Origin of the sequence: Lacticaseibacillus pantheris DSM 15945 = JCM 12539 = NBRC 106106 (assembly GCF_001311175.1) — a bacterium.
In the GTDB taxonomy this organism is placed as follows: Bacteria; Bacillota; Bacilli; order Lactobacillales; family Lactobacillaceae; genus Lacticaseibacillus; species Lacticaseibacillus pantheris.
This window is the reverse complement of the sequence record NZ_BBAI01000018.1, coordinates 1-22,557: the sequence shown is the minus strand read 5'-3', so window position 1 is coordinate 22,557 and position 22,557 is coordinate 1. Positions and strand designations below refer to the sequence as shown.

13 protein-coding genes and 11 pseudogenes are annotated in these 22,557 nt (G+C 54.2%); 18 read left to right on the top strand and 6 right to left on the bottom strand.

Annotated elements, in window-relative coordinates:
- Window positions 1-172 precede the first annotated feature (172 nt).
- The 7 genes and pseudogenes from JCM12539_RS07130 (at window position 173) to JCM12539_RS13195 (ending at window position 7,544) form a co-directional block, all read left to right on the top strand.
- A pseudogene (locus JCM12539_RS07130) lies at window positions 173-1,713 on the top strand (ClC family H(+)/Cl(-) exchange transporter).
- Window positions 1,714-1,849: 136 nt separating this feature from the next.
- Window positions 1,850-2,084: pseudogene (gene secG, locus JCM12539_RS07125) on the top strand (preprotein translocase subunit SecG).
- 248 nt (window positions 2,085-2,332) lie between these two features.
- A complete protein-coding gene (locus tag JCM12539_RS07120; RefSeq protein WP_054650335.1) occupies window positions 2,333-3,055 on the top strand; it encodes an alpha/beta hydrolase in 723 nt (240 codons plus the stop codon).
- 70 nt (window positions 3,056-3,125) lie between these two features.
- A pseudogene (gene rnr, locus JCM12539_RS07115) lies at window positions 3,126-5,491 on the top strand (ribonuclease R).
- Window positions 5,492-5,522: 31 nt separating this feature from the next.
- A complete protein-coding gene (gene smpB / locus JCM12539_RS07110; RefSeq protein WP_054650333.1) occupies window positions 5,523-5,996 on the top strand; it encodes an SsrA-binding protein SmpB in 474 nt (157 codons plus the stop codon).
- Between the two features lie 387 nt (window positions 5,997-6,383).
- Window positions 6,384-7,246 (top strand): annotated as a pseudogene (locus JCM12539_RS07105) (GRP family sugar transporter).
- 136 nt (window positions 7,247-7,382) lie between these two features.
- On the top strand, window positions 7,383-7,544 hold the full coding sequence (locus JCM12539_RS13195) for a hypothetical protein (RefSeq protein ID WP_156302124.1): 162 nt from the start codon (window positions 7,383-7,385) through the stop codon (window positions 7,542-7,544).
- A gap of 5 nt (window positions 7,545-7,549) precedes the next feature.
- Here JCM12539_RS13195 and JCM12539_RS07100 read toward each other — a convergent pair whose 3' ends face one another.
- From JCM12539_RS07100 to pfkB, 4 genes and pseudogenes are all read right to left on the bottom strand, one after another.
- The gene (locus JCM12539_RS07100; protein WP_225350287.1) at window positions 7,550-8,050 is read right to left on the bottom strand and encodes a GNAT family N-acetyltransferase; all 501 of its coding nucleotides are present in this window, start codon (window positions 8,048-8,050) and stop codon (window positions 7,550-7,552) included.
- A 61-nt stretch (window positions 8,051-8,111) separates the two neighbouring features.
- A complete protein-coding gene (locus tag JCM12539_RS07095) occupies window positions 8,112-8,558 on the bottom strand; it encodes a hypothetical protein (protein WP_054650331.1) in 447 nt (148 codons plus the stop codon).
- Between the two features lie 211 nt (window positions 8,559-8,769).
- A pseudogene (locus JCM12539_RS07090) lies at window positions 8,770-10,723 on the bottom strand (fructose-specific PTS transporter subunit EIIC).
- A 34-nt stretch (window positions 10,724-10,757) separates the two neighbouring features.
- Window positions 10,758-11,680, bottom strand: a pseudogene (pfkB, locus tag JCM12539_RS07085) (1-phosphofructokinase).
- A 112-nt stretch (window positions 11,681-11,792) separates the two neighbouring features.
- Between pfkB and JCM12539_RS07080 the strand changes: the two are divergent.
- The 11 genes and pseudogenes from JCM12539_RS07080 (at window position 11,793) to JCM12539_RS07030 (ending at window position 20,895) form a co-directional block, all read left to right on the top strand.
- Window positions 11,793-12,572 (top strand): MurR/RpiR family transcriptional regulator, encoded by a 780-nt coding sequence (locus JCM12539_RS07080; RefSeq protein ID WP_054650329.1) that lies wholly within the window; start codon window positions 11,793-11,795, stop codon window positions 12,570-12,572.
- 77 nt (window positions 12,573-12,649) lie between these two features.
- A complete protein-coding gene (locus JCM12539_RS07075; RefSeq protein ID WP_054650327.1) occupies window positions 12,650-13,153 on the top strand; it encodes a YbaK/EbsC family protein in 504 nt (167 codons plus the stop codon).
- A gap of 1 nt (window position 13,154) precedes the next feature.
- Entirely contained in the window at window positions 13,155-13,724 is a 570-nt protein-coding gene (locus JCM12539_RS07070; RefSeq protein WP_054650325.1) for a GNAT family N-acetyltransferase, read from the top strand.
- 533 nt (window positions 13,725-14,257) lie between these two features.
- Window positions 14,258-15,147 (top strand): annotated as a pseudogene (locus tag JCM12539_RS14925) (Cof-type HAD-IIB family hydrolase).
- A gap of 32 nt (window positions 15,148-15,179) precedes the next feature.
- Entirely contained in the window at window positions 15,180-15,485 is a 306-nt protein-coding gene (locus JCM12539_RS07060) for a hypothetical protein (RefSeq protein ID WP_054650323.1), read from the top strand.
- Window positions 15,463-15,693, top strand: a complete 231-nt coding sequence (locus JCM12539_RS07055; RefSeq protein ID WP_054650321.1) for a hypothetical protein — start codon at window positions 15,463-15,465, stop codon at window positions 15,691-15,693. The genes JCM12539_RS07060 and JCM12539_RS07055 overlap by 23 nt, the downstream gene beginning before the upstream one ends.
- A gap of 34 nt (window positions 15,694-15,727) precedes the next feature.
- Window positions 15,728-16,427: pseudogene (locus tag JCM12539_RS07050) on the top strand (uracil-DNA glycosylase).
- Window positions 16,428-16,491: 64 nt separating this feature from the next.
- Window positions 16,492-17,473 (top strand): annotated as a pseudogene (gene pta / locus JCM12539_RS07045) (phosphate acetyltransferase).
- Window positions 17,466-17,939: a tRNA (adenosine(37)-N6)-threonylcarbamoyltransferase complex ATPase subunit type 1 TsaE gene (gene tsaE / locus JCM12539_RS07040; protein ID WP_054650319.1), complete on the top strand. Its 474-nt coding sequence runs from the start codon at window positions 17,466-17,468 to the stop codon at window positions 17,937-17,939. The pseudogene pta and the gene tsaE overlap by 8 nt, the downstream one beginning before the upstream one ends.
- Before the next feature lie 158 nt (window positions 17,940-18,097).
- Window positions 18,098-18,927, top strand: a pseudogene (locus JCM12539_RS07035) (aldo/keto reductase).
- Window positions 18,928-19,055: 128 nt separating this feature from the next.
- Window positions 19,056-20,895, top strand: a pseudogene (locus JCM12539_RS07030) (M13-type metalloendopeptidase).
- Window positions 20,896-20,964: 69 nt separating this feature from the next.
- Here the strand turns inward: JCM12539_RS07030 and JCM12539_RS07025 are convergent.
- Together JCM12539_RS07025 and JCM12539_RS07020 are read right to left on the bottom strand one after the other, a co-directional pair.
- Window positions 20,965-21,498, bottom strand: a complete 534-nt coding sequence (locus JCM12539_RS07025) for a 3'-5' exonuclease (protein WP_054650317.1) — start codon at window positions 21,496-21,498, stop codon at window positions 20,965-20,967.
- A 2-nt stretch (window positions 21,499-21,500) separates the two neighbouring features.
- A complete protein-coding gene (locus JCM12539_RS07020) occupies window positions 21,501-22,268 on the bottom strand; it encodes an exodeoxyribonuclease III (RefSeq protein ID WP_054650315.1) in 768 nt (255 codons plus the stop codon).
- Window positions 22,269-22,557 lie beyond the last annotated feature (289 nt).

The following is a 22,557-nucleotide window of genomic DNA, read 5'->3' as shown; positions in this document are numbered from 1 at the left end:
CCCAGAGAAGCAATTTCCACAGTAGCGTATGGCCGCGTCGGTCGGATCGGTAATCCGCAGCTTACCGGTTCGACCAACGCGGCCGCTAACCACTACCGCAGCAACTCGCTAACTTATTCGACTAAACTACCGCGCAAGGCATATACTAAAATCATTGAACATTTCATGGGGGATGATGGTGACGATGCGACGCTTGGTTGATGGCTCACGATTACATTTTATTGGCTGGGGTCTCGTGGTCGGTGTTCTATCCGGCACGGTGGTCGCAACGTTCCGGTTATGTATTGCCACCATGTTGAAGTGGATTCAGTCGGTATATATGCACCCGAACCTGCTGTCCGTGGGCGTTGTAGTCGGTGTTGGGGTACTCACAACCGTGATTGCGGCCATACTGCTGCATCAGGAGCCAAACATTAGCGGTTCCGGTATCCCCCAAGTTGAGGGCCAGTTGCAGGGGACGATGGAGTTCCACTGGTGGCGGATTTTATGGCGCAAGTTCGTTGCGGGTGTCCTTGCCATTGGCTCCGGTCTGTTTTTAGGCCGTGAGGGTCCCTCAATTCAACTGGGCGCCGCGGTTGGCCAAGGTGTGGCCGCAGGACGACATGAAAGCGGCAGTGAGCGCCGGGTTCTCATTGCGGCCGGCGCGGCCGGAGGATTGGCCGCAGCTTCAATGCACCAATTGCGGGCGTAATGTTCGTGCTGGAGGAGGTTTACCACAACTTTAGCCCGTTGGTATGGATGAGTAGTCTGGCGTCGGCAGTGGCTGCTGATTACGTGTCCATGCGGGTGTTTGGGCTCACGCCAGTCTTACATATTGCGTACGCGCACAGCTTACCGGCTAACCTGTATTGGCACCTAGTGCTGTTAGGAATCATCCTGGGACTACTCGGGCTCCTGTACAACGTGGTGTTATTGGCACTACCACGCTGGTATGCGCACATTCCCTTGCCCAGGGTGGCGCACGGCATTGTGCCGTTATTGCTGATTATTCCACTAGGGTTTTGGATGCCACGGGTGTTAGGCGGCGGGAACGCCGTTATTCTGAACTTAGGCGGGAAAATGCCAGTGTTGTCGGCACTGTGCCTACTGTTCGTTGTCCGCTTTGTTTACTCGATGATTGCGTATGGCTCTGGCCTGCCCGGTGGAATCTTTCTTCCCATTTTGACGTTGGGTGCCGTTATCGGCGCCATTTACGGGGTGGCGATGGCGCGAATGGGATTGCTGCCACGTCAGTACGTGATTAACCTGGTGATTTTTGCCATGGCCGGTTACTTTGCCGGTATTAGTAAGGCCCCGTTTACCGCAATCTTGTTAATTACCGAAATGGTTGGCAACCTGGGACACCTGTTGCCGCTCGCCGTTGTGGCGTTGGTGGCATACGTGACCACGGATATCTTTGGCGGGGAGCCGATATATGCCGCGTTGCTAAGCCGGATGACGGTTCCGGATAATCTCAGTCGCCTCCACCATCCGGTCACGTTTGAAGTCCCCGTCTTTGCCGGTTCAACTTTGGACATGCACCAGGTCCGTGACTTCACCTGGCCGAGTGGAAGCCTGCTGGTTGAAATTCGCCGAGGCGAGCACCGCATTGTTCCGCAAGGTTCGGCCATGATTCGTGCGGGGGATACGCTCGTTGTGATGACCGACACTAGTCGCCAAGTTCACGTCCGTGAGGTGGTTGGCGGAGCGGCTGCCCAACCACTTGCCGACTAGTCTTTACAGATTTAGACAGAATATTTTGTACAAGTCACCTAGAACTGTAAGGAAACTTGAGCCGTTTTATCTATGCAACCAAAGGCATTTGTGGTAGCATGTTATTAGTATTCTGAACGGACACGGAGGAATAATCGTGCAATCACTATTGACCACACTGCTGATCACGGACTCAGTTCTGATCATTATCGCGGTAATGATGCAACCATCCAAGCAACAGGACGCCTTGAGCGCTCTCGGGTGGGTCAATGGACCCATCAGGGCACACCAAGTCCCGGGGCTTTGAAGCATTTATGGAAAAAGTCACGTTGGTTTTAGGTGTGGTCTTCTTCGGGTTGGCCATTGCGTTAGCATACATTGCTTCGCACTAAACTAAGTGCCACGACCGAAGTCTCCCGTTTATGACCGGGGGACTTTTGTTATACTAACGGTGCTAATTTCCGTCCATATTGTCCGCTAGGGATACGGTACCTGCGCAATAGCGGGTCTGGTGAGTGGGGTGTTTAACGGAAGAGGTGCGTCCATAACTAAACATCTGGGTATGGGGCCGACATGCACGAGGTGTTCGTCCCCCATGAGTTTCACTTAAACTGGTGTTTACGCGAAAGGAGTACCACACTTGCTGAATTACCCCGAACCAATTATTTTGCCTGGGCGACCAGACTTGCCCGGTGTAGTTTTATTCCATTCGTTTACCGGCAGTAGTCGGGACATGCGCTTATTAGCGCGTGACCTCAACGCGGCCGGTTATGCGGTGAGTGCCCCCATTTTTAGCGGGCATGCGGAGAAAACCCCGTTGGGTCCGCTCAACTACCATCCCGCCGATTGGTGGCGGGAGGCGCAAGCGGCCATTACTGCTATGCAACGCAATCACCATTATGTGGCGGCGTTTGGGCTGTCCATGGGTGGCAACTTTGCTTTGCGTGCCTTAGAGACCATGCCGAACGTAATCGGTGGCGGAGCCTTCGCCACGCCGCTTGTGGATGGGTCGCCGTACTTTGCGCGGACCGTGCACGGCTACGTGGATTACATCGAGCGTGAGTCGGGCCAAAGGGCTGACGGTGACGTGACGTCGGCAATCGATGCCCAGCGGCAGGCCCTGCGCCACTTTGCACACGCGACGATTGAGGCTGCCGGCTCCGTACACGTGCCGGTATTTTTCGCCCAGGGTGGTCAAGACTCGGTGATTACCCCGGGTACGGCACTCAAATCGCTCCACTTGTTTCGTCATGCACCCGCGTCCCTGGTCTGGTATCCGCAGGCGGATCACATTCTGACTGCTGATCCGCGGAGTCAGGTGCAGTTAGGCCGCGACGTGCTGGGCTTTCTGGGGCGACTTTAAAATTGTTAATCAAATACTTTGAAAAGAAGAAGTGGGTACCGATTCATCCGGACCCACGTGGAGGTAGAACATGACCACTGTTGGTCACATACGTAATGAATTACTGGGGTTATTTCGACGTAACGCCCAAGTTAACTACTCGGTCGCTTCGCTACAACGAGCTCTCAAGTTGAAGGATAGTGCCGATATCAAGAACATGGTCACCGCGCTCAACGGCTTGATGAAGGATAGCTTTATTCATCAAAACGAGCAGGAACTGTACTCGCTGGGTGCCCCTAAAGCGGTCATCGTGGGGACTTTCCGTGGTAACGATAAGGGCTTCGGCTTTGTGAGCGTCGAGGATTCAACGGATCCCGACGTGTTTATCGCGCCGCCGAACACCAAGAACGCGATTGACGGGGACACGGTGGAGATTAACATCCTCCATCCCGCTAAACCGGGCGATACCCGGGGGGCTGACGGTGAAGTCACTAAGGTTACGGGTCACAAGTACACGTCCTTAGTGGGCGAATTCCAGCCACTGCCCGACAAGGAAGCCCGTCAAACTGGTTTTATCGGGACCGTGACGAGCCCAGACAAGAAAATTCACAAGTACCCAATCTTGGTTGAAGACACCGGCATGCACCCCCAGGCGGGCGACATGGTGATGGTGGAAATCACCCACTACCCGGATAACGTTCATCCAGCAAGCATGACGGGGATGATGAGCCAGAACCTGGGAAACAAGAATGACCCGGGTGTCGACATCATGAGCATCGTGATGTCCAACCACGTGAAGGCCAACTTCCCCCAGGAGGTGCTGGATCAGGCGCAAAGTACGCCTGACCACGTGCTGGATACGGACCGGGCCGGCCGCCGCGACATTACCGACCAGGCAGTGGTGACCATCGATGGGGATGACTCCAAAGACTTTGACGATGCCGTCACGGTTTGGCGCCTCGACAACGGTAATTTCCACCTGGGTGTACACATCGCGGACGTATCTTATTACGTCCGGCCGGGCACGCCGCTTGATGACGAAGCCTACGATCGTGGGACGTCCACTTACCTGACGGACCGGGTGATTCCGATGCTACCGTTCCGTTTGAGTAACGGTATTTGTTCGTTGAACCTGATGTTGACCGCCTGGCAATGAGCTGTGATATGGAAATTGATGCACACGGGCACGTGGTGAACCACGATATCTATCCGAGCGTGATCCGTTCTCACGGGCGTTTAACCTACAATAACGTCAACAAGGCCCTGGATGGGGACACCTCAGTTTTGGGTGATCACCAGGAATTGATGCCCATGTTGACCGAGATGGGTAAGCTGCACGAAATTTTATACAAAATGCGCCATGAGCGCGGTGCCATCGACTTTGAAGAAAACGAAGCCAAAATTGTGGTGGACGATGATGGTCACCCTATCGACATCGTGCTGCGCGAACGCGGCACCTCGGAACGCATGATTGAAAGCTTCATGTTGGCCGCAAACGAAACGGTGGCTAAGCACTATTACGATGCTCACCTGCCGTTCCTGTACCGTGTCCACGAGCAGCCAGACAAGGATTCGATGAAGGAATTCATGGACTTCCTGGCCACCTTTGGGATTCAGATTCATAACGTGAAGGGCAAAGACGTGACGCCACGGATGCTCCAGCAGGTGGTGACGGACGTTGCCGGCACACCCGAAGAGGCCATGGTGAACGTGAAGTTGCTGCGGAGCCTGCAGCAGGCGCGTTACTCACCGGACCCACTGGGACACTTTGGTTTGGCGGCAAAGTATTACTCACACTTTACTTCGCCAATTCGCCGGTACCCCGACTTGGTCGCGCACCGGATGATTCGCCAGTACGCCCACAGCACCAGCGAGGACGTGAAGGCCAAGTGGAAGCAGGTACTGCCAGATATCGCGGTCCAGACGTCCACTGCCGAACGCCGGAGCATCGATACCGAACGTGCGGTTGACGACCTCAAGAAGGCCGAATACATGCAGGACAAAGTGGGCCAGGAATTCGATGCCGTGGTCTCGTCCGTTCTGAGTTTCGGGATGTTCGTACAGCTGCCGAATACGGTCGAAGGCCTAGTGCACATTAGCAACATGACCGACGACTACTACCAGTTCGTTGAACAACAAATGGCGCTGGTTGGTGCTGGTTCTCACAGAATGTACCGTATTGGCCAGCCAATTCGGGTACGTCTGGAGAACGTGGACGTTGAACAGCATAACGTTGACTTTGCCATTGTCGATCCCGACAAGGCGCCTGAAGCCAACTTTGACACTAGCGACATCAAGAAGCCGCAGCCGCGACGGAACAACAACCATGGTGGCAAGCCTAGTTTTGGCGGTAATAACCGTAACGGTAACAACCGCAACGGTGGTCAGCGACAGCAGCGCGGTGGCCAGAAGAAGGGTCAGCAACCGTTTAACCAGATGCACATGAAGCGTAAGTAATACACTCGTTTCGCCGGAAGGGGGCGTCAACATGGCTAAAAAGCACCAACAGAAGCCGGCAAACTTGCTGGCGCAGAACAAGAAGGCGCGACACGATTACAATATTGGCGACACGTACGAGGCGGGTCTGGCGCTTACAGGCACCGAGATTAAATCGGTCCGGGACGGCAAGATGAACCTTAAGGATGGCTTTGCCCGCATTCGGAATGGCGAAGCGTGGTTGGAGAACGTGCATATTAGCCCGTACAAAGAGGGTAACGTTTTCAACGTGGATCCGCTGCGTAACCGGAAGTTATTGCTGCACAAGCAGGAAATTCGTAAGTTGGACGAGGCCACGGCCGGTAAGGGTCTAACCATTGTGCCTTTACGAGTTTACTTGAAGCATGGGTACGCAAAGGTGTTGCTAGGCATTGCCGCTGGTAAGCACAACTACGATAAGCGGGAAACGCTCAGGCGGCGGGACCAAGACCGGGAAATTGCGCGGGCCATAAAGGAACGCTACTAGAATTAAAGCCACCGTCATTACGGATGTTGTCCGGGATGGCGGTGGCTTTTTTTATATGCTAACGATTCGGTAAATATTTTTGGCGGTAATGTTTGGTAACGCATGTATACAGGTCCGTTTCAGAATAGCAATGGTTCAAACGTTATGCGCTTACATTGTTAACTACATTGGTAAACATAACGGCTTTGTCCAGATACGGTGCTAACCGAATTGATTGGTATACACCTTTCCGGTACAATTGTATGGTTAATCATTAATAGTGGGCCGTACACGCGGCCCTCATGACATTGTGAAAATATGACACCTGGGTATCTTTGTGGCACATTGATACGCTTTAGTGTTACCGTTAACTTTAACGTTAATTTCAGAAAGGATGACAAACTTCAAATGAACATTCTCATTGCATTGATTCCAGCAATTGGTTGGGGCATTCAGCCGATGATCATCAGCAAGATGGGTGGCAGGGAAACTAACCAGATCTTGGGGACCGGCCTGGGCGCGTTGCTGGTCGGTTTAGTCACGTTACTGTTGACCAACATGGTCACGGGTGCGGCGTTCTGGATGAGCTTATTGTCCGGTGCCTTTTGGGTAATTGGGCAAACCGGTCAGTACATCAGCTTTAACCGTATCGGCGTTTCGAAGACCATGCCCTTGTCCACTGGGTTCCAGTTGTTGGTACTTCCTTAATCGGGGTGCTGATGTTTGGTGAGTGGAAGGGAGCTGGCGCTCGTGTGTTCGGGTTCCTAGCGATTGCCCTGATTATCGTTGGGGTGCTGATGACGACTGTGGGTGAAAAGTCGGACGGTAAGGACAACAGCACTATGGCTGCGGCACTGACAACTTTGTTACCTACCACCATCGGGTACTGGATCTACAGTGTGCTCCCAAAAATACCGTTGTTGGCCGACAAGAGTGGCATGAGCTACTTCTTCCCGCAAATGCTCGGAATTTTCCTGGGTGCGTCGGTCTACGCTCTGGTAATGTCTAAGGGAAAGGCATTCAGTGAGGCGGCAACGTGGAAAAACGGAATTGTCGGGATTGTGTTCAGCTTGTCTGCATTGGCCTACATCTTTTCTGCTAAGGCCAACGGTGTGGCGACTGCGTACGTCATCACCCAGCTGAACGTGGTGATTTCGACTCTGGGTGGAATGTTCGTTCTGCATGAAGCGCGGCGTGGTCGAGCAATGACCTTCACGCTATTAGGACTGCTATTGGTGGTTGTTGGTAGTGTCGTCACGGCGTTTCTATAAAATTAAAGTGGGTGGCCGCGCGTGTGAACACCCTTTTTGATCGTCCTCGGTGAAAACGCTTTACGAATCTGGCACCACATTATACACTTAACCGTAGTTTTGTCGTCGATGCTGGAACGAGACCTGGGGGTGCAACATGCGCATTAACTTTTTGGTGCTAAGCCTAATTATTTTGCAAATTGTTGTACTAGTTTTGATGCCGGTAATTCCGTATGGCGGATTGCTGTGTTGGGTTGTTGGTGCATTGCTACTATTCGCGGTTGCGTGGCCTGCTTTCCAGGGCAAGCGCTCGCGCTAGTCTGACTACAGTTCACCACGCCACTCCATGTACGCTTCCTTTAGCGTGGCGCCAGGAACCTGGTCAGTACGCCGTTTGCCCGTATCGCCAAATCCTACGTGCCGGTAGAAACCCTGTGCTGCTTGGTTGCCAACCAGCACCAGCAAGAAAATGTGGTCGTACTTTGTCCGTAACCTCGTCATGGCGGCATCCAGTAACTTCCGGCCCAAACCCGCCCCATGGTAAGCGGGCAGAACGTAGAGCGAGTATATTTCACCCCAACCGGTGTGAGTATCCATGCGGCTAGGCCCAAAGCTGCATACGCCAACAATCTCGCCCTTGGTAGTGCTGGCAATGATAGTGTTCCGCCAGCGGCGCTCAGGGTGCCACGTAGATGGGGATAGCTGCTGTAAATAGCCATCCGCTATTAGGCCCCGGTATGTCGCCATCCAGGTCTGGTAGTAAACTTGCGCGATGGCCGCAAAGTCGGTTGAGGGTTCAGTAGGTTTGATGATAAACTCGGTCAATGGCGAGCCTCCCAGTAAGTGTGTCGGTTTGATCTATGGTGTTGGAACGGTTGTGCGCACGTTAGCCGTTCTGAGTGGCCGTCGGGTGGTGCAGCAGTTTGAGTAAGATACAAACGAACAGCACAGCCGTACTAATGATTGCTAAGATGGTGCCCCCACTTTGTAAATCGAAAAAGGTAAGCAGAACCGACCATGATAACGCAATTACATAGGGACTCAGCACAGCGACTAAGCCGGACCACATACTGATACTTGGCTCAGGCCGTCCGGCAATTTCGTGAGCAATTACCGTCAGGGCCCACGCGAGCACGGCCATCAGCAGTAAGAAAATGCTTGCAGGCGCAAGAATGCTGCCGGTGCCGCCGATGGTATTGATGATGTTGCCCGTGAGTATAGTAATAATCTTAGGCATGGTAGCAACTAATTGCTCCTGTAGTGAGACCATTAAGGTTAGTTGGACTAACAGCGAAACAAGCGTTAAACCGTTTATTACCCGTTGTTTAGGCATGAATGTTCCCCTCCATGTTACGTGAAAGTGCTTACCCGCTGATTATACTGCACGCGGGAAGTTTTTACGATGTCCCTAATACTCCGTTCGTACACGGGCTATATTAGTTAACGCCAGTTTGAAGCACACAAAGACGACCTAGTAACAGTTCCCCGCTTTGGGGTAAATGCCACTGGGTCGTGTTTGCGTATTACGGATTAACCTTGGCGTGCTACTCCTTAAACAGTGTCAAAATTTGCATTGGTGTGTGCGCCGCTTTGAGTTGCTTGATAAAGCTCTGGTGCGTCAAGAGTTTAGCGGTGTTGCTCAGGTAGTGGAGATGTGCACCGTTGTCATGTTCCGGAATGAGAAAGCTAATCAGGGTGTCGACGGGTTGATTGTCGAACGTTTGCCACTCAACGGGTTGCTGCAATCGTACTACCAGCATGGCCGAGCGGTTAATGGTGGCGTCCTGTGCGTGGGGGATGGCGATACCTTGTTCCATACCGGTTGAGCCTCACTCTCACGGTGAAGGTACTTCTGGTATACGGCCTCCGCATCCGCGGCGATACCGTTCCGGACCGCGAGTTCAGCCAGCTGGTGCAGGGCGTCGTCTCGGGTTGCGGCTTGGACGTTCAGCACCACGTCGTCAGCGGTAAGGATATCACCCAGATTATTGTCAGCATTAGTCGCCTCAGCATCACTAGGCGCTGCTGTGGCCGCTTCCGGAGCGATAGCGGCGACCGCCTCGTCGCCAGTAAGTCCGGCTAGCGATACGGAATTCTGGCTCACACCGTGCTTCTTTGCGGAGTGCCCGGCAATTAGCGCTAGTAGCACACCGGAAGCCGCGGCCCCAATCAGGATGTAGACTACCCATAAAATGGGATGGTTAACCAGCGGCAGGATGATGAAGCCCCCGTGAGGTGCCGGCACTTGATGCGGCTCATGTAGGTGAGGATTGACGCAATGGCGGAACCCAACATAAATGACGGGATGTTCAGTAACGGATTCTTAGCGGCAAAGGGGATGGCGCCTTCGGTAATGTGGGTGGAACCCAACAGGAAGTTGACGTAGCCCGCACTGCGGTCGTCCTTTGTGTATGCTTTGGGATTGAGCAAGACCGCAATACCGGTCGCAATCGGTGGGGCGATGCAGGCAGCGGACACACCAGCCATGAACAGGGTGTTGCCCTGGGCCAACAGCGCCGTCCCGGTAAGGTATGCGGCTTTGTTAATGGGTCCACCAAAGTCAGATGCGCACATAATCCCCACGATGAGGCCCAGAATAATGGGATCGGAGTTTTGCATCCCCTTCAGGAAGCTCATCATGCCGGTGTTAATGCCAGCCATTGGCTTGGTAATCACCCACATAATTACTCCGGCGATGAAAACCCCGAGAACGGGATAAAGAAAGATAGCTTTGAGTCCCCGAAATTCTTTATCGGGCAGGGGCTTGAGCAAATACTGCAGCAAAATCACTACGGCCCCGGCGATGTAACCACCGACGATACCACCGAGGAAGCCGGTACCCCCGTTCAGGGCAATCATCCCCACGGCAAAGCCGACAATCAGCCCGCTACGCTTGGCGATGGCTTCACCAATGTAGGCACAGAGTACGGGGACCATGAGTCCCATAGTGGTGCCACCGATGGAATTAAGCATGGCAGCAAAGGCGTTGAATTGGTCGCTCTTGGGGTCAGCCGAATAGATACCCCAGAAAAACGAAATGGCGGTGAGTACACCACCGGCGACGACAACCGGCAACATGTGTGATACCCCGTTCATCAGGCTGGTGTAGATTAGGTGCCCCAGACCGCCGCCTTGTGTATTGCCGGTGGCAGCAGCCTTAGCGGATTGGTTAGCTTTGTAGATGGGTGCGTCTTTGGCTAACGCCTCGTCAAATAGTTTACCGGGATCACGAATCCCTGCGGCGACGGGGACCATGATCAGGGGCATCCCCGCAAAGCGGTCAGCGTCCACATCGATGTCCGAAGCGATGATGACTGCCCGTGCGTTGTCGATTTCTTCCTGGGTTAGCGGGTCGTCCACCCCCGTTTGTCCATGCGTTTCCACCTTAATGGTCAGGCCACGGCGCTTGGCTTCCTGCTCTAGTGCTTCTTCAGCCATGTAGGTGTGCGCAATCCCCGTTGCACAACCGGTCGCGGCAATTAAATCATAATTTGCCATCTTTTTTTTCCTCCTTGTCCGTAAGTTAACTCGATCATGACAGTTGCTTGATTTGTACCTGTTCAGCTAATTCGTCAACGTGCTGGAAATCAGTAATCCATGCGGAACGGGCCGTGTCGCTTCCGGCTGCCAGCGCCATGCGGAGGTTATCCGGTGCGTCTTTGCCGTTGACTAATCCCGCTACAAACGTCCCAAGCATCGTGTCGCCCGCACCCGCCGAGTTGAGGACGTTGACGCGGGGGGCCGACCCGGTGTAGTCGTGCTCGCCAATCAGGATGGCACCCGCACCGCCCCGGGAAATGAGCACGTTTTGTGCGCCCCGATCCCTGAGATGGTGACCTAGGCGGACCAACTGGTCGGTGTCAGCATCAGCTGGGAGGCCAAACCAACTTGTTAGTTCCGCGTTGTTGGGTTTAATTAACAGCGGGTGGTACTGCAACGTGTCGAGCACCGTGGGGTAAGAGGTATCAATGACGAGCCGGAAATGTTGCTGGGCGGACATGCGCCCGACGCTAGTGATGAAATCCGGCTCGATACCTTGCGCAAAGCTACCCGAAATAATGAGGACGTCCCCATGGCCTAACCGCGCCAGTTTGTCCACCAGCTGTTGGCGGGCACTGCTGGCGACAACCGGACCGGGATTCACCAACTTGTACTCTCGGTGGCCATCCTGAACGTGGGCAAAGACGTTAATGCGGGTGGTGCCACCACTATCGACAAAGTCGTTAGTGATGCCAGCGGCGGTTAGCTGCTGACTTATGTAGTCCAGCGTGAAGCCGCCACCAATGCCCAGGCTTGGTTCGGGACGTGTAACCGTTGTAGAATGAATGAAACGTTGACGCCCTTACCGTTGGCCTGGACGTCGTAACTATTGGTCCGGTTCACCACGCCTTCATCCATGCGGGGCGTATCAATGAATAAATCAATTGCTGGGTTCAAAGTTAATGTATAAATCATGGCTGCACCTCCTGTTAACATACTGAGAATAACGCAGGTCGGACCGAAAATGTTTTCTAAATGGCAGCGATTACACGCTAAATGACTGAAAAAGTTTACGGAAGGAATCAAAATGGGTAAATACAGCGCTAGCGAACAATACGTGGTTGATTTGATTGACCGGCAACGTGCACAAATTATGGGGATGTCGATCGTTGAGTTTGCTGAGTTTGCGAACGTATCGACGGCGACCATCGTCCGCACCATGAAGAAAATGGGTTATTCCGGGTACACTGATTTTCGGCATTCGGCGGGGCACCCAGGTGACGAGGAACCCGCCGTGTTGCGGGCGGCTGACGACAACATTCGTCAGGTGATTACCGCCAACCTGCGGGAGGTTCAACAAACCATCAACCAGCTGGATATTGCCACCATTGAGGACAGTGTGCAGCAGTTTGCTGGCGCGCAGATGCTGTACATCTTTGCCCGTGGCCTCTCGGAGATGATTGCTGACGAGATGACGCTCAAGTTTCAGCTCGCGGGGAAGTATACGCAGACGTTGCATGATCCCAATATTATCGTGACGCTCGCGGAGCGGGTACCGACGACGGCGTGCGCAATCTTTATTTCCCTCAACGGTGAAACACCGGAGCTGGTGACGGCAGCCCGACGACTGCGAGCGCGCGGGGTGCCCATCGTCACGGTGACCACGAACCCCGACGCACCACTGGCTCATTCCACCGATATCTTGTTGACCGGGTTTAAGTCGGCGGAGTCGTACTTCCCGGATTACGAGGTCCATTCCCGGTTACCCCTGCAGGTTATTTGCCGTATTTTGCTGGATGCCTACGTGGTGCGGATGCGGGAGCAGGGTGCAGGAAATTGCGGCAATGGTGATCAAGGTAACGGTTAACAAACTAGGACTTTCGGCCGTTGACCCAGTCCGGCTGATAGTGAAAAATGGTTCGTAAGGATAGGTGGTTGAACATAATGACATTACCAGAGCAATACTTACAGCGATTAGACAGTCTGCAAGTTAAATATCGCGTTATCCAGCACGCGCCCGTTCGGCGGATGCTAGACGATCAAGAAGCGGCATTTGCGGGCGTAATTGTGGTGAAAAACATCCTGTTTAGTGTGGATGGCAAACTGGTCTTGGTACTCCAGGACGACCAGAACCGTGTTGATGTACACACGTTGGCTAGCGTTATGGGCGTGAGTCGCAGCCGCGTCCGGATGGCTACTAATGAGGAGTTGGCCGCAGCTATGGGTGTAGCGCCGGGACTCGTAAGTCCGCTGGTACTGGCTGAGGATACGCCGGTACGAGTCATTATCAGTCGTCAGCTAACCGGCCGGTCCGCGCTGGGGTTCCACTTTGGGGACCCGGCACGAACTGCGGTGATTAGCTCGGCGGACTTGTTACGGTTTTTACGCAATCTCGGGGTGGAGCCCCAAATTACCAGTATTGATGGCACAAAGGTGCAGGAGGGGTAGTATGCAGATTCGACCAGCAACACCAGCAGATGGTGTTCAGGCCGCACCACTCATTAAGGTGGTGTTTGATGAAATGGAGATACCGGAGATTATGGCGATGGCGGATGCGGACGTCAACGCGGTGTTTGCGCGCGCCTTTAGCGTGGCGCCGTACCGGTACAGCTTTGCCCACACGCTTGTTGCGGTGTCGGGCGACGAAGTGTTGGGCGTGTGCGTCGGGTATCCTGCCGAAGATGAAGAGCATATCGATGAGGCCTTCGCGCCATTTTTGCCTGAAGTTGGGATTACCGATGGACGGGATTTATTTCCAGATCACGAGAGCTTTCCGGGAGAATGGTACCTAGACCTGCTGGCGGTGAAGGACAGTGCCCGCGGCCGTGGTGTGGGTACGCAATTGCTGCGCGCCGCATGCCGTCATCAGCAGCACAATGGCGCCCTGCGTGTCGGGCTACTGTGCGATCTTGACAACCCCAAAGCCGCCAGCCTGTACGAACGGGAAGGATTCGTTGAGGATGGTCGCGTGCAGCTGTTTACGCATGAGTATCGGCATATGAGTCGGGAATTGAAGTAGTGGTGGGAGTGCAGAGCTGGGAGACGAGGCATGGGTAACTCTAACCAAAAGGCCAAACTGGTTAACGTTGGTTTGGTTGGGAATGCCTCAGTGCTCCCGCGTTACTCGTGCGTATGCAAACGAGCTGCGCAGGCCAGAAGACGCCGCATAAGCAACTCTAACCAAAAGGACAAGTGCGGGTTTCCTTTAAGTTGATGGCCAATGCTACGGTGCTCCCGCGTTATTCGTGCGTATGGAAACGAGCTGCGCCCCGCAGAAACCGACGTATAAGTAGCACCGAACAAGAATCCAAGTGCGGGATTCTCGTCCGGTGCTACTTATACTCTGGTTTCTAACCGCGGGGCTCCGCTCTCTAAACGAGCTGCGCAGGCCAGAAGACGCCGCATAAGCAACTCTAACCAAAAGGCCAAACCCGGGCCTTTCGGTTAGAGTTACTTATGCTCTGCCTTCTAAACGGCCTGCTCCGCTCTCTACCCCCGTAACCGTATTCATGCTAGAATAAACCTAAACGTACAGACGAAGGAGAGGCCAGTATGATTAAAATTATCGCTTCCGATATGGATGGTACCCTGCTCAATAACAAGATGCAGGTGTCCGACGCTAACGCCGCCGCCATCCGTGCAGCTCAGGAAAACGGCATCGAGTTTATGGTTGCCACCGGGCGCGGCCTGACCGAGGCTAAACCGCTCCTACAAGAACAAAAACTTCGCACCGCATACATCACGCTGAATGGTGCGCAAGTCTTTGACGAGGACGGCCGCCTGGTTGTTTCCGTTCCCCTCGACGACGACATGACCGCACTCTCCATGAAGACCCTCGATGACCGTAACCTCTACTACGAATTGGTCACCGATCACGGCATCTTTTCTAACAGCCGGGTGCGGCGGATTCAAAACGTGGCCGACCTACTGGTGAACTTGAACCCCGACACTGATTACAAAATGGCGGTGCCCTGGCCTCAGCCCGCCTGGAAATTATGAATATTAATTACGTCGAGGACTACGGTGAAATCGTTGGTGACGAGAACGTCCACGTCATGAAGATTATTGCCTTTAACACCGCCGACCCGGTTGCTTTAAGTGAACCCAAGAAGCTCCTGTTGGCGACGGGTAAGTTGATGGTGACGAGTAGCTCACGCAATAACATCGAAATTAACAACATTAAGTCGCAAAAGGGATTGGCAGTGGCCGCCTACGCCGCAAAACGTGGTTGGACCATGGACAACGTGATGGCGGTTGGTGACAATTTTAATGATGAATCCATGATTCGTGATGCAAAGTATAGTGTCGCCATGGGTAACGCCGTCCAGCCCATCAAAAATTTGGCGTGGTTTACTACGGATTCGAATGTGCATGACGGTGTCGCCAAGGCTATCTACAAGGCCATTGAAGTCAATGCACAAGAGGCGTCAATGACAAAGTAGCACCATTGGGTCAAGTTAGGAGGCGGATACGCGTGGATTTGTACTTTGAAACCGCTCCGTTGCAAGCTGGGCGTATTGCTAGCGTGCGCGATGCGGATAACGCCACGGTGCTCGGGGTACGGCGTAGTTTTGGCACGTCCATCGGTTTTCGTGTGTTTTCGTTTCCAGAACATGACGTGATTGGTACGATTAGTGCGGAAAATGAGCAGGCGGCCCGCTTTGAACTGCGCGTTGGTGACGACGCCAATACCCTAGTTAGGGTGGCCCGCGGTGGTGGGCACCCTCTGTACTTGTTGCGCCACGGTGGCTGGCTGATTGCTGGCACTGAAAAAAAGTGACTCTTATCGCGGTTTTCAGGGATTCGGCTTTGTGTTTAGCATGGGCCCCGTGATTACTAGCGGTGGCCGGACGTTGCGCGTCCAAGTATCCAAGGAAGCTGATGCGGTGACGGGTGTGTTGCTGGCCGCCGCGCTGGATCGCGTGAGGATTGTCACTAATGCCCAAAAGAAGCCGCCGTTACAATATTCCTTTGGTGGGGCCGGATAACCCCTCCAATTATGGGTTTGAAGAAATAAGGATGATGGATTTGACCAAAACGATTATTCACGACGATTGGCAGGAGGTACTTGCTCCCGTTTTTGCCAGTCCTACATATGCACAATTGCACGCTTTTTTTTACGTTCAGAATACGGTAGTCAAACGGTTTATCCCGATATGTACCACATTTTTCAGGCGTTTGAATGGACGCCGTTCAGTGCCACCCGTGTGGTCATCTTGGGGCAGGATCCGTACCACGAGGAACACCAAGCGTTGGTGCCAGTTTTGCCGTGTCTCCGGGTGTACAAATACCACCTTCATTAGTGAATATTTACCAGGAACTGCAAAGTGATTTGGGCATTGCCCCCGTCCACCACGGTTATCTGAAGTCGTGGGCTGAACAGGGGGTGCTTTTGCTGAATGCGGTCCTGACCGTCCGCGCCCACCAGGCCAACTCCCACCGGGGCAAAGGCTGGGAGGATTTGACCGACGCGGCCATTAAGGCGTTGTCCGCGCGTGGCGGTGTGGTGTTCATCCTTTGGGGACGCTCGGCTCAGAATAAGCGTCCTTTCATTGATGAGGGTAAAAACGTGGTGATTGCGTCGGCACATCCGAGCCCGTTGTCGGCGTACCGGGGCTTCTTTGGCAGTAAGCCGTTCTCCCGGACCAACGCAGCGCTTGTGCAGATGGGGGAGCAGCCAATTAACTGGCAACTACCCAAACACGTGGAACGTGCCGATTAACTTAGTTGGCTTTAGTGGTTAGCCTTGTTAAAATGAAGTATCGCATAAAATAGGGGGTACCATCGTGGACTTATTCGCAACTTTGGAACAAAACGTTAAGGGGCAAGGCGTCAGCATTGTTTTCCCGGAAGGCACAGAACCACGAATTCTGGGAGCCGTGGCCCGACTACAGTCGCAAGGCATTCTGAATGCCGTTGTGCTGGGCAATCCGGATGATATTCAGCGGGTGGCTGCTGACAATGGCTTTGACATCACGGGTGTGACCATCCGGAACCCCGAAGATGACCCGGAGCATGATCAATTGGCGGCGGCATTTATGGAACGCCGTCACGGCAAGGCCACTGCTGAACAGGCCGCCGAAGCCGTACGCGATGCCACGTACTTCGGTACCATGTTGGTATACACCGGTGCCGTTGATGGGTTAGTATCCGGTACCGTACACTCCACCGCCAACACGGTACGTCCCGCCCTACAGATTATTAAGACCAAGCCCGGGGTGTCCCGGACTAGTGGTGCGTTTATTATGCAACGCGGTGATGAGCGTTACCTCTTTGCCGACACTGCGATTAACATTGACCCCAGTGCTGACGAATTGGCAGAAATCGCGGTTGAATCCGCGGGCACGGCCAAGGCGTTTGGTATTGATCCCAAAGTCGCGATGCTATCCTTCTCGACAAAGTTCCGCAGCGGGCGATATGGTGACCAAGGTGCAGGAGGCAACGGCCAAGGCCCAAGCGTTGGCTCCGGACGTGCCGATTGACGGTGAATTGCAGTTTGACGCTGCGTTCGTTCCGAGCGTGGGTGCGCAGAAGGCCCCGGACTCAACGGTTGCCGGGCACGCCACCGTCTTTGTTTTCCCCGAACTGCAGTCTGGCAACATTGGCTACAAGATTGCCCAGCGGCTAGGTGGCTTCCAGGCGGTTGGTCCGATTTTACAGGGACTCAACCAACCGGTGTCCGACCTTTCACGTGGTGCGTCAACTGAAGATGTATACCAAACGGCTTTGGTCACCGCCACCCAAGTATTGGCAAGCAAAAATGACTAACACGTGGACCTTTAACAATGAAGATGAGCTCCGGAGCTTTGCCGGTCAGATTGCCCCGCTGCTACAGGCGGGGGATGTTCTGTTGCTGGATGGTGACTTGGGCGCGGGCAAGACCAGCTTTACAAAGGGGCTGGGGCTAGCACTGGGTATTCACCAACCCATTAAAAGCCCAACGTTTACCATCATCCATGAGTATCCGACGGCCCGTATTCCGTTGTACCACATGGACCTCTACCGGCTGGAAGGCGGCGGCGCGGAGGACCTCGGCTTGGAGGAATACTTCGAGGGTGACGGTGTCAGCGTGGTGGAATGGCCTGACTATTTAGGCGCTAGTGCACCGTACGATTATGTAACCCTACATTTCCACAAGGACGACCATGACGATAATCGGCGCACGATTACCGCCGAGGCGGAGGGCGAGCGGGGCCACGCCCTGTTGGCTTCGATTAGCGCATTAGCACAATAACAGCATTTTAAGAGGGGTCGTGACGGTTGATTCGTCACGGCCTCTTTAATGATTGCCAAAGATTTGTCCGCAGTTGATTATCATCGCAAACCATGCCGGTTGGTGGTGCTATACTAATAACTAGTAAGTGTAGCTAGACATTTCGGGGGGGATTATTCATGGAATATTACACGTTACGTGATGGTTTAGAACTACCCAAAGTAGGTTTTGGTACTTATAAACTCAACGGTACGGACGGTGTCCGTGCCATCAGTAGCGCCATTGATCAGGGCTACCGCTTAATTGATACGGCGTATAACTATGAGAATGAGGGTACGGTGGGTGCCGCAATCCGCCAGTCATCAGTTCCGCGCTCAGAGTTGTTGGTCACGTCTAAGCTGCCTGGTCGGTACTACCACCGGCGGGACGCCATCAACACTTTGAAGGAAAGCCTGTTTCGTGCCGGCCTGGATTACTTTGATGTGTACCTGTTGCATTGGCCGAACCCAAGCAAAGACATGTACGTCGAGGCATGGCAGGCGTTGATTGACGCTCAGCAATTCGGGTTGGTGCGGTCCATTGGGGTCTGCAACTTCCTGCCGGAGTATTTAGACCGGTTGGATACGGAAACTGGCGTAATGCCGGTGATTAACCAGATCGAGCTGCACCCGCACTTTAACCAGGCCGAACAGCGCGCGTATGACGAGGCTCACGGTATCCTCACGGAGGATTGGAGTCCGCTGGGGCGCGCCAGCGACGTTCTGCACAACCCGGATATTCAGCCATTGCGGATGCGCACGGCAAAGGTGTCGGGCAAGTCATTCTACGGTGGGGCATCCAGCTGGGGACGCTGCCGATTCCCAAGTCGCAACATGCTAGTCGACAGCGGGAGAATATTGACGTCTTCGACTTTGCATTAAGCGATGCGGAAATGGCGACGATTAATGCCCTGAGTACACCGGATGGCCGACTCAAGGATCAGGATCCAAGTAAGTACGAGGAATTTTAACTTAATTAGGGCGGTGGCAACCACGAGGTGATTGCCACCGCTGCGGCTATAGCGGAGGATTGGGTATGACAGCAAGACCACAAGATGATTTATACATGGCGGTGAACGGGCGCTGGCAGGCCCAAACGGTGATACCACCCGAAAAGTCGGTCATTGGGGCCGACAGTGACCTGGGTGACAACATTCGGGAACGTTTAGTGCAAGATTTGCGAGCAATCAATGACGGCAGTATGGCAACTGTTGATCAACCGCTGCTTGCGGCGGCGCGACTATTTGTGAAGGCTGACGACCGGCAGCAACGTAACCGTCTGGGTGTGGAGCCGATTCGGGCGCGGTTGGCAACTTTGACCCGGCTGAGTAGTTTTGACCAATGGCGGTTGGCGTTACCGACTTTGTTCCGCGAAGATTATCCGTTGCCGCTGAGCACCTTTGTAATGCCGGACTTCCACGATGCTCAGGTCAACATGTTGAACGTTAGTGGGCCGGATACCATTTTGCCCGATGCAGCCATGTACGCGGAGGAGAACGCCGACACGCAAGCGATGTTTGATGCGTGGTCTGATATGGCCCGCGGGCTCCTGCATGCGGTGGGCTTTACGGACGTGGAGGCGGATCAGTACGTTGTGGACGCCCTCGACTTTGACCGGCGGGCCGGTGCGGTGTTGCCGACAAACGAAGAGTATGCGGTTGACACCAACTGGGACCACCCGGTGGCCTGGGACGACTTTGTTGAGCAAATCAAGGCGACCGGTTTGGGCGACGCGCTCGGAGCGGTGTTGCCCGTTCAACCCAAGTTCGTCAATGCACCCACGGTCCGGTATGTGACCGTCCTCAACCAGTTGGTGAACCAGGACAACTTCGAGCAATGGCAGCACATGGCCGTGATTCAGGAGCTCATTACCAATGGGACTTACCTGAGTGATGAGATGCGGCAACTGGCCGGTGCGTACCAGCGGTTTCTTGCGGGTCAACCAGAGCCCACAGAGTGGCATAAGCACGCCTTTGCAGTGACGAACAGCGTGCTGGCGGAGCCCATCGGTATCTACTACGGGCGGACTTATTTTGGCCAGGCGGCGAAGGACGATATCACCGGGCTGGTCCGGGAGTTGATTCAACAATACGAGGTGCAGCTCCGCCACAATACGTGGTTAAGCCCAGCCACCCGCGACAAAGCCGTTGCGAAACTAGCGACCATGAACATTAAGATGGGGTATCCGGATCACGCCGCGGCGGTATACGCGCACCTGCACGTGGATCCAGAGGACGACTTGCTGACGGCAATGGTGCAACTGGTTAGCGCATCCCGTCAGTTCCGGTGGTCAACGGTTGGTCAGGCAGTTGACCGGTCAGAGTGGCAGATGCCCGGACACCTGGTTAACGCCTGCTACGATCCGTCGATGAACGACATCACCTTTCCCGCGGGTATTCTGCAGCCGCCATTTTATGCACTCGACTGGTCCCGTGCGGCTAAACTTGGCGGAACGGGTGCAACCATCGGGCACGAGATCTCACACTCCTTTGATAACAACGGGTCCATGTTTGACGCCCACGGTACGATGAATAATTGGTGGCAGGATGCGGACAAAGTAGCGTTTGACCACATTGTTGATGAGGTGGCGGCACAGTTTGATGGCCGTTTATACGAGGGTACTCAAGTTAATGGTCGGCTGACCGTGAGCGAAAATATTGCGGACAACGCCGGCATGGATGTCGCGTTGGCGGTGCTGGGCGACCAGCTACGCCAACGGAACTACAAGAATTCTTCACGCGTACGCCAAATCGTGGGCAACCAAGATGCGTCCAGAGCGAGCCAAAACGGTGCTCAGTCAGGATGTGCACGCCCCGGCAACGTTACGGGTCAATGTGCCCGTGATGAATTTTGACGAGTGGTACCGTGCATATGACGTGCAGCCTAGCGACGGGGAGTACCTTGAGCCGGATAAGCGCATCGTTATTTGGGATCGGTAATAGAAAAGGCTCCGCCTCTCCAACAACGCAAGCTGCGTTAGCGAGAGGCGGAGCCATTTTTGGGCGAATTTAGGCGAGTTTAATAAAGTTGGCAAGTGCTTGACTGCCAAACTGAACTTTTTCAGTCATAAGGATTCGGGCACACGCGTACGAGTCGGCCAATGCGTTGTGGTGGTTATTGAGGGTAATACCCAACGCGTCGCTGACGGTATCCAGTTTGTGGTTGGCAAGCGTGGGCAGAAAGCTACGCGAGGTGGCGACGGTATCGATGTACTGGTACTTGGGTGTGGGGATGCCGTACCGTTCCAAAGACTTACGGAGCACACTGACGTCAAACTGCGCGTTGTGCGCGGCCACTAACTGGGTGCGCGTGAAGAATTGGGCGATGTGCGGCCACAGCTCGGGAAAGGTGGGCGCGTCCGCAACCATTGCCGGCGTGATGTGGTGAATCCGAATGTTGAACGGCGAAAAGTCAGTTTCGGGGTTAATGAGATTATAGAACGAATCGACAACGCGGTCGTTGCGCACGACGACAATCGCGACCGAGCACGCAGAGGCGCGCTTACCGGTGGCGGTTTCGTAGTCCATGGCGATAAAATTCACGTTTATCCCTCCAGTAGGTTGGCCGTATCGAGCTCAACTGGGCAATGGTCGGAGCCCAAAATATCGGTATGAATTTGGGCATCCGTGATGCGGTCATCCAAATCCTTGCTAGTAACAAAGTAGTCAATCCGCCAACCGGCGTTGCGTTTACGGGCTCCGAAACGGTAACTCCACCAAGAGTAAATATCCTTTTGTTCCGGGTAAAAGTAGCGGAAGGTGTCGGTGAAACCGGCGTCGAGTTGGGCCGTGAAGTCGGTGCGCTCTTCGTCGGTAAAACCAGCGTTATGGTGGTTACTGGTGGGATTCTTCAGGTCAATGATCTGGTGGGCGACGTTGAGGTCACCGCAGTAGATGACAGGTTTCTCAGCAGCCAGCTTGCTGGTGTATTCCCGGAAGGCCACGTCAAAGCCCTGACGGAAATCCAGACGCTTAAGTTCGGTTCCGGAGTTGGGAACGTACACGGTAATCACGTAAAAGTTTGGGTACGAGAGGGTAATCACGCGGCCCTCGGTATCGTATTCGGGCACCCCGATACCGTACGTTACGTTATCAGGTTCGTGCTTGGTAAAGATGGCGGTTCCGGAATAGCCTTTGCGTTCCGCGTAGTTAAAGTATTGGTGGTAACCGGGTAGCTCAAGCTCGACTTGGCCAGCCTGCATTTTGGTTTCTTGCAGGCAGAACCAGTCTGCATCAAGTGCGGAAATTACGTCGTAAAAGTTCTTTTTGAGTACGGCACGGAGACCGTTGACGTTCCAAGAAATAAACTTCATTGTGCACCCCTTTGTGTGACAGCGTTACAGATTGAAGACATACCTTGATTTTAACCAAACTTATGTACGGTGTCCATGGTCCCTTGTTGCGGGGGGGGGCTGCTGTGGTGATGGTGGGCGGCAGCGTAGGCCGTAGTGGTGAGCTGCGGCTTTCGTGGGGTACTCCATGGTAACCACTGCTAGGGCGAAGGATGGGTGGGTGCGAACGCGCGGGTGGCCTTTGGGACTGCGGCTTACGTGCCTACGCCGTAGGTTGCTACACCCGCACGCTCCGGCCGTGCCGGCCTCC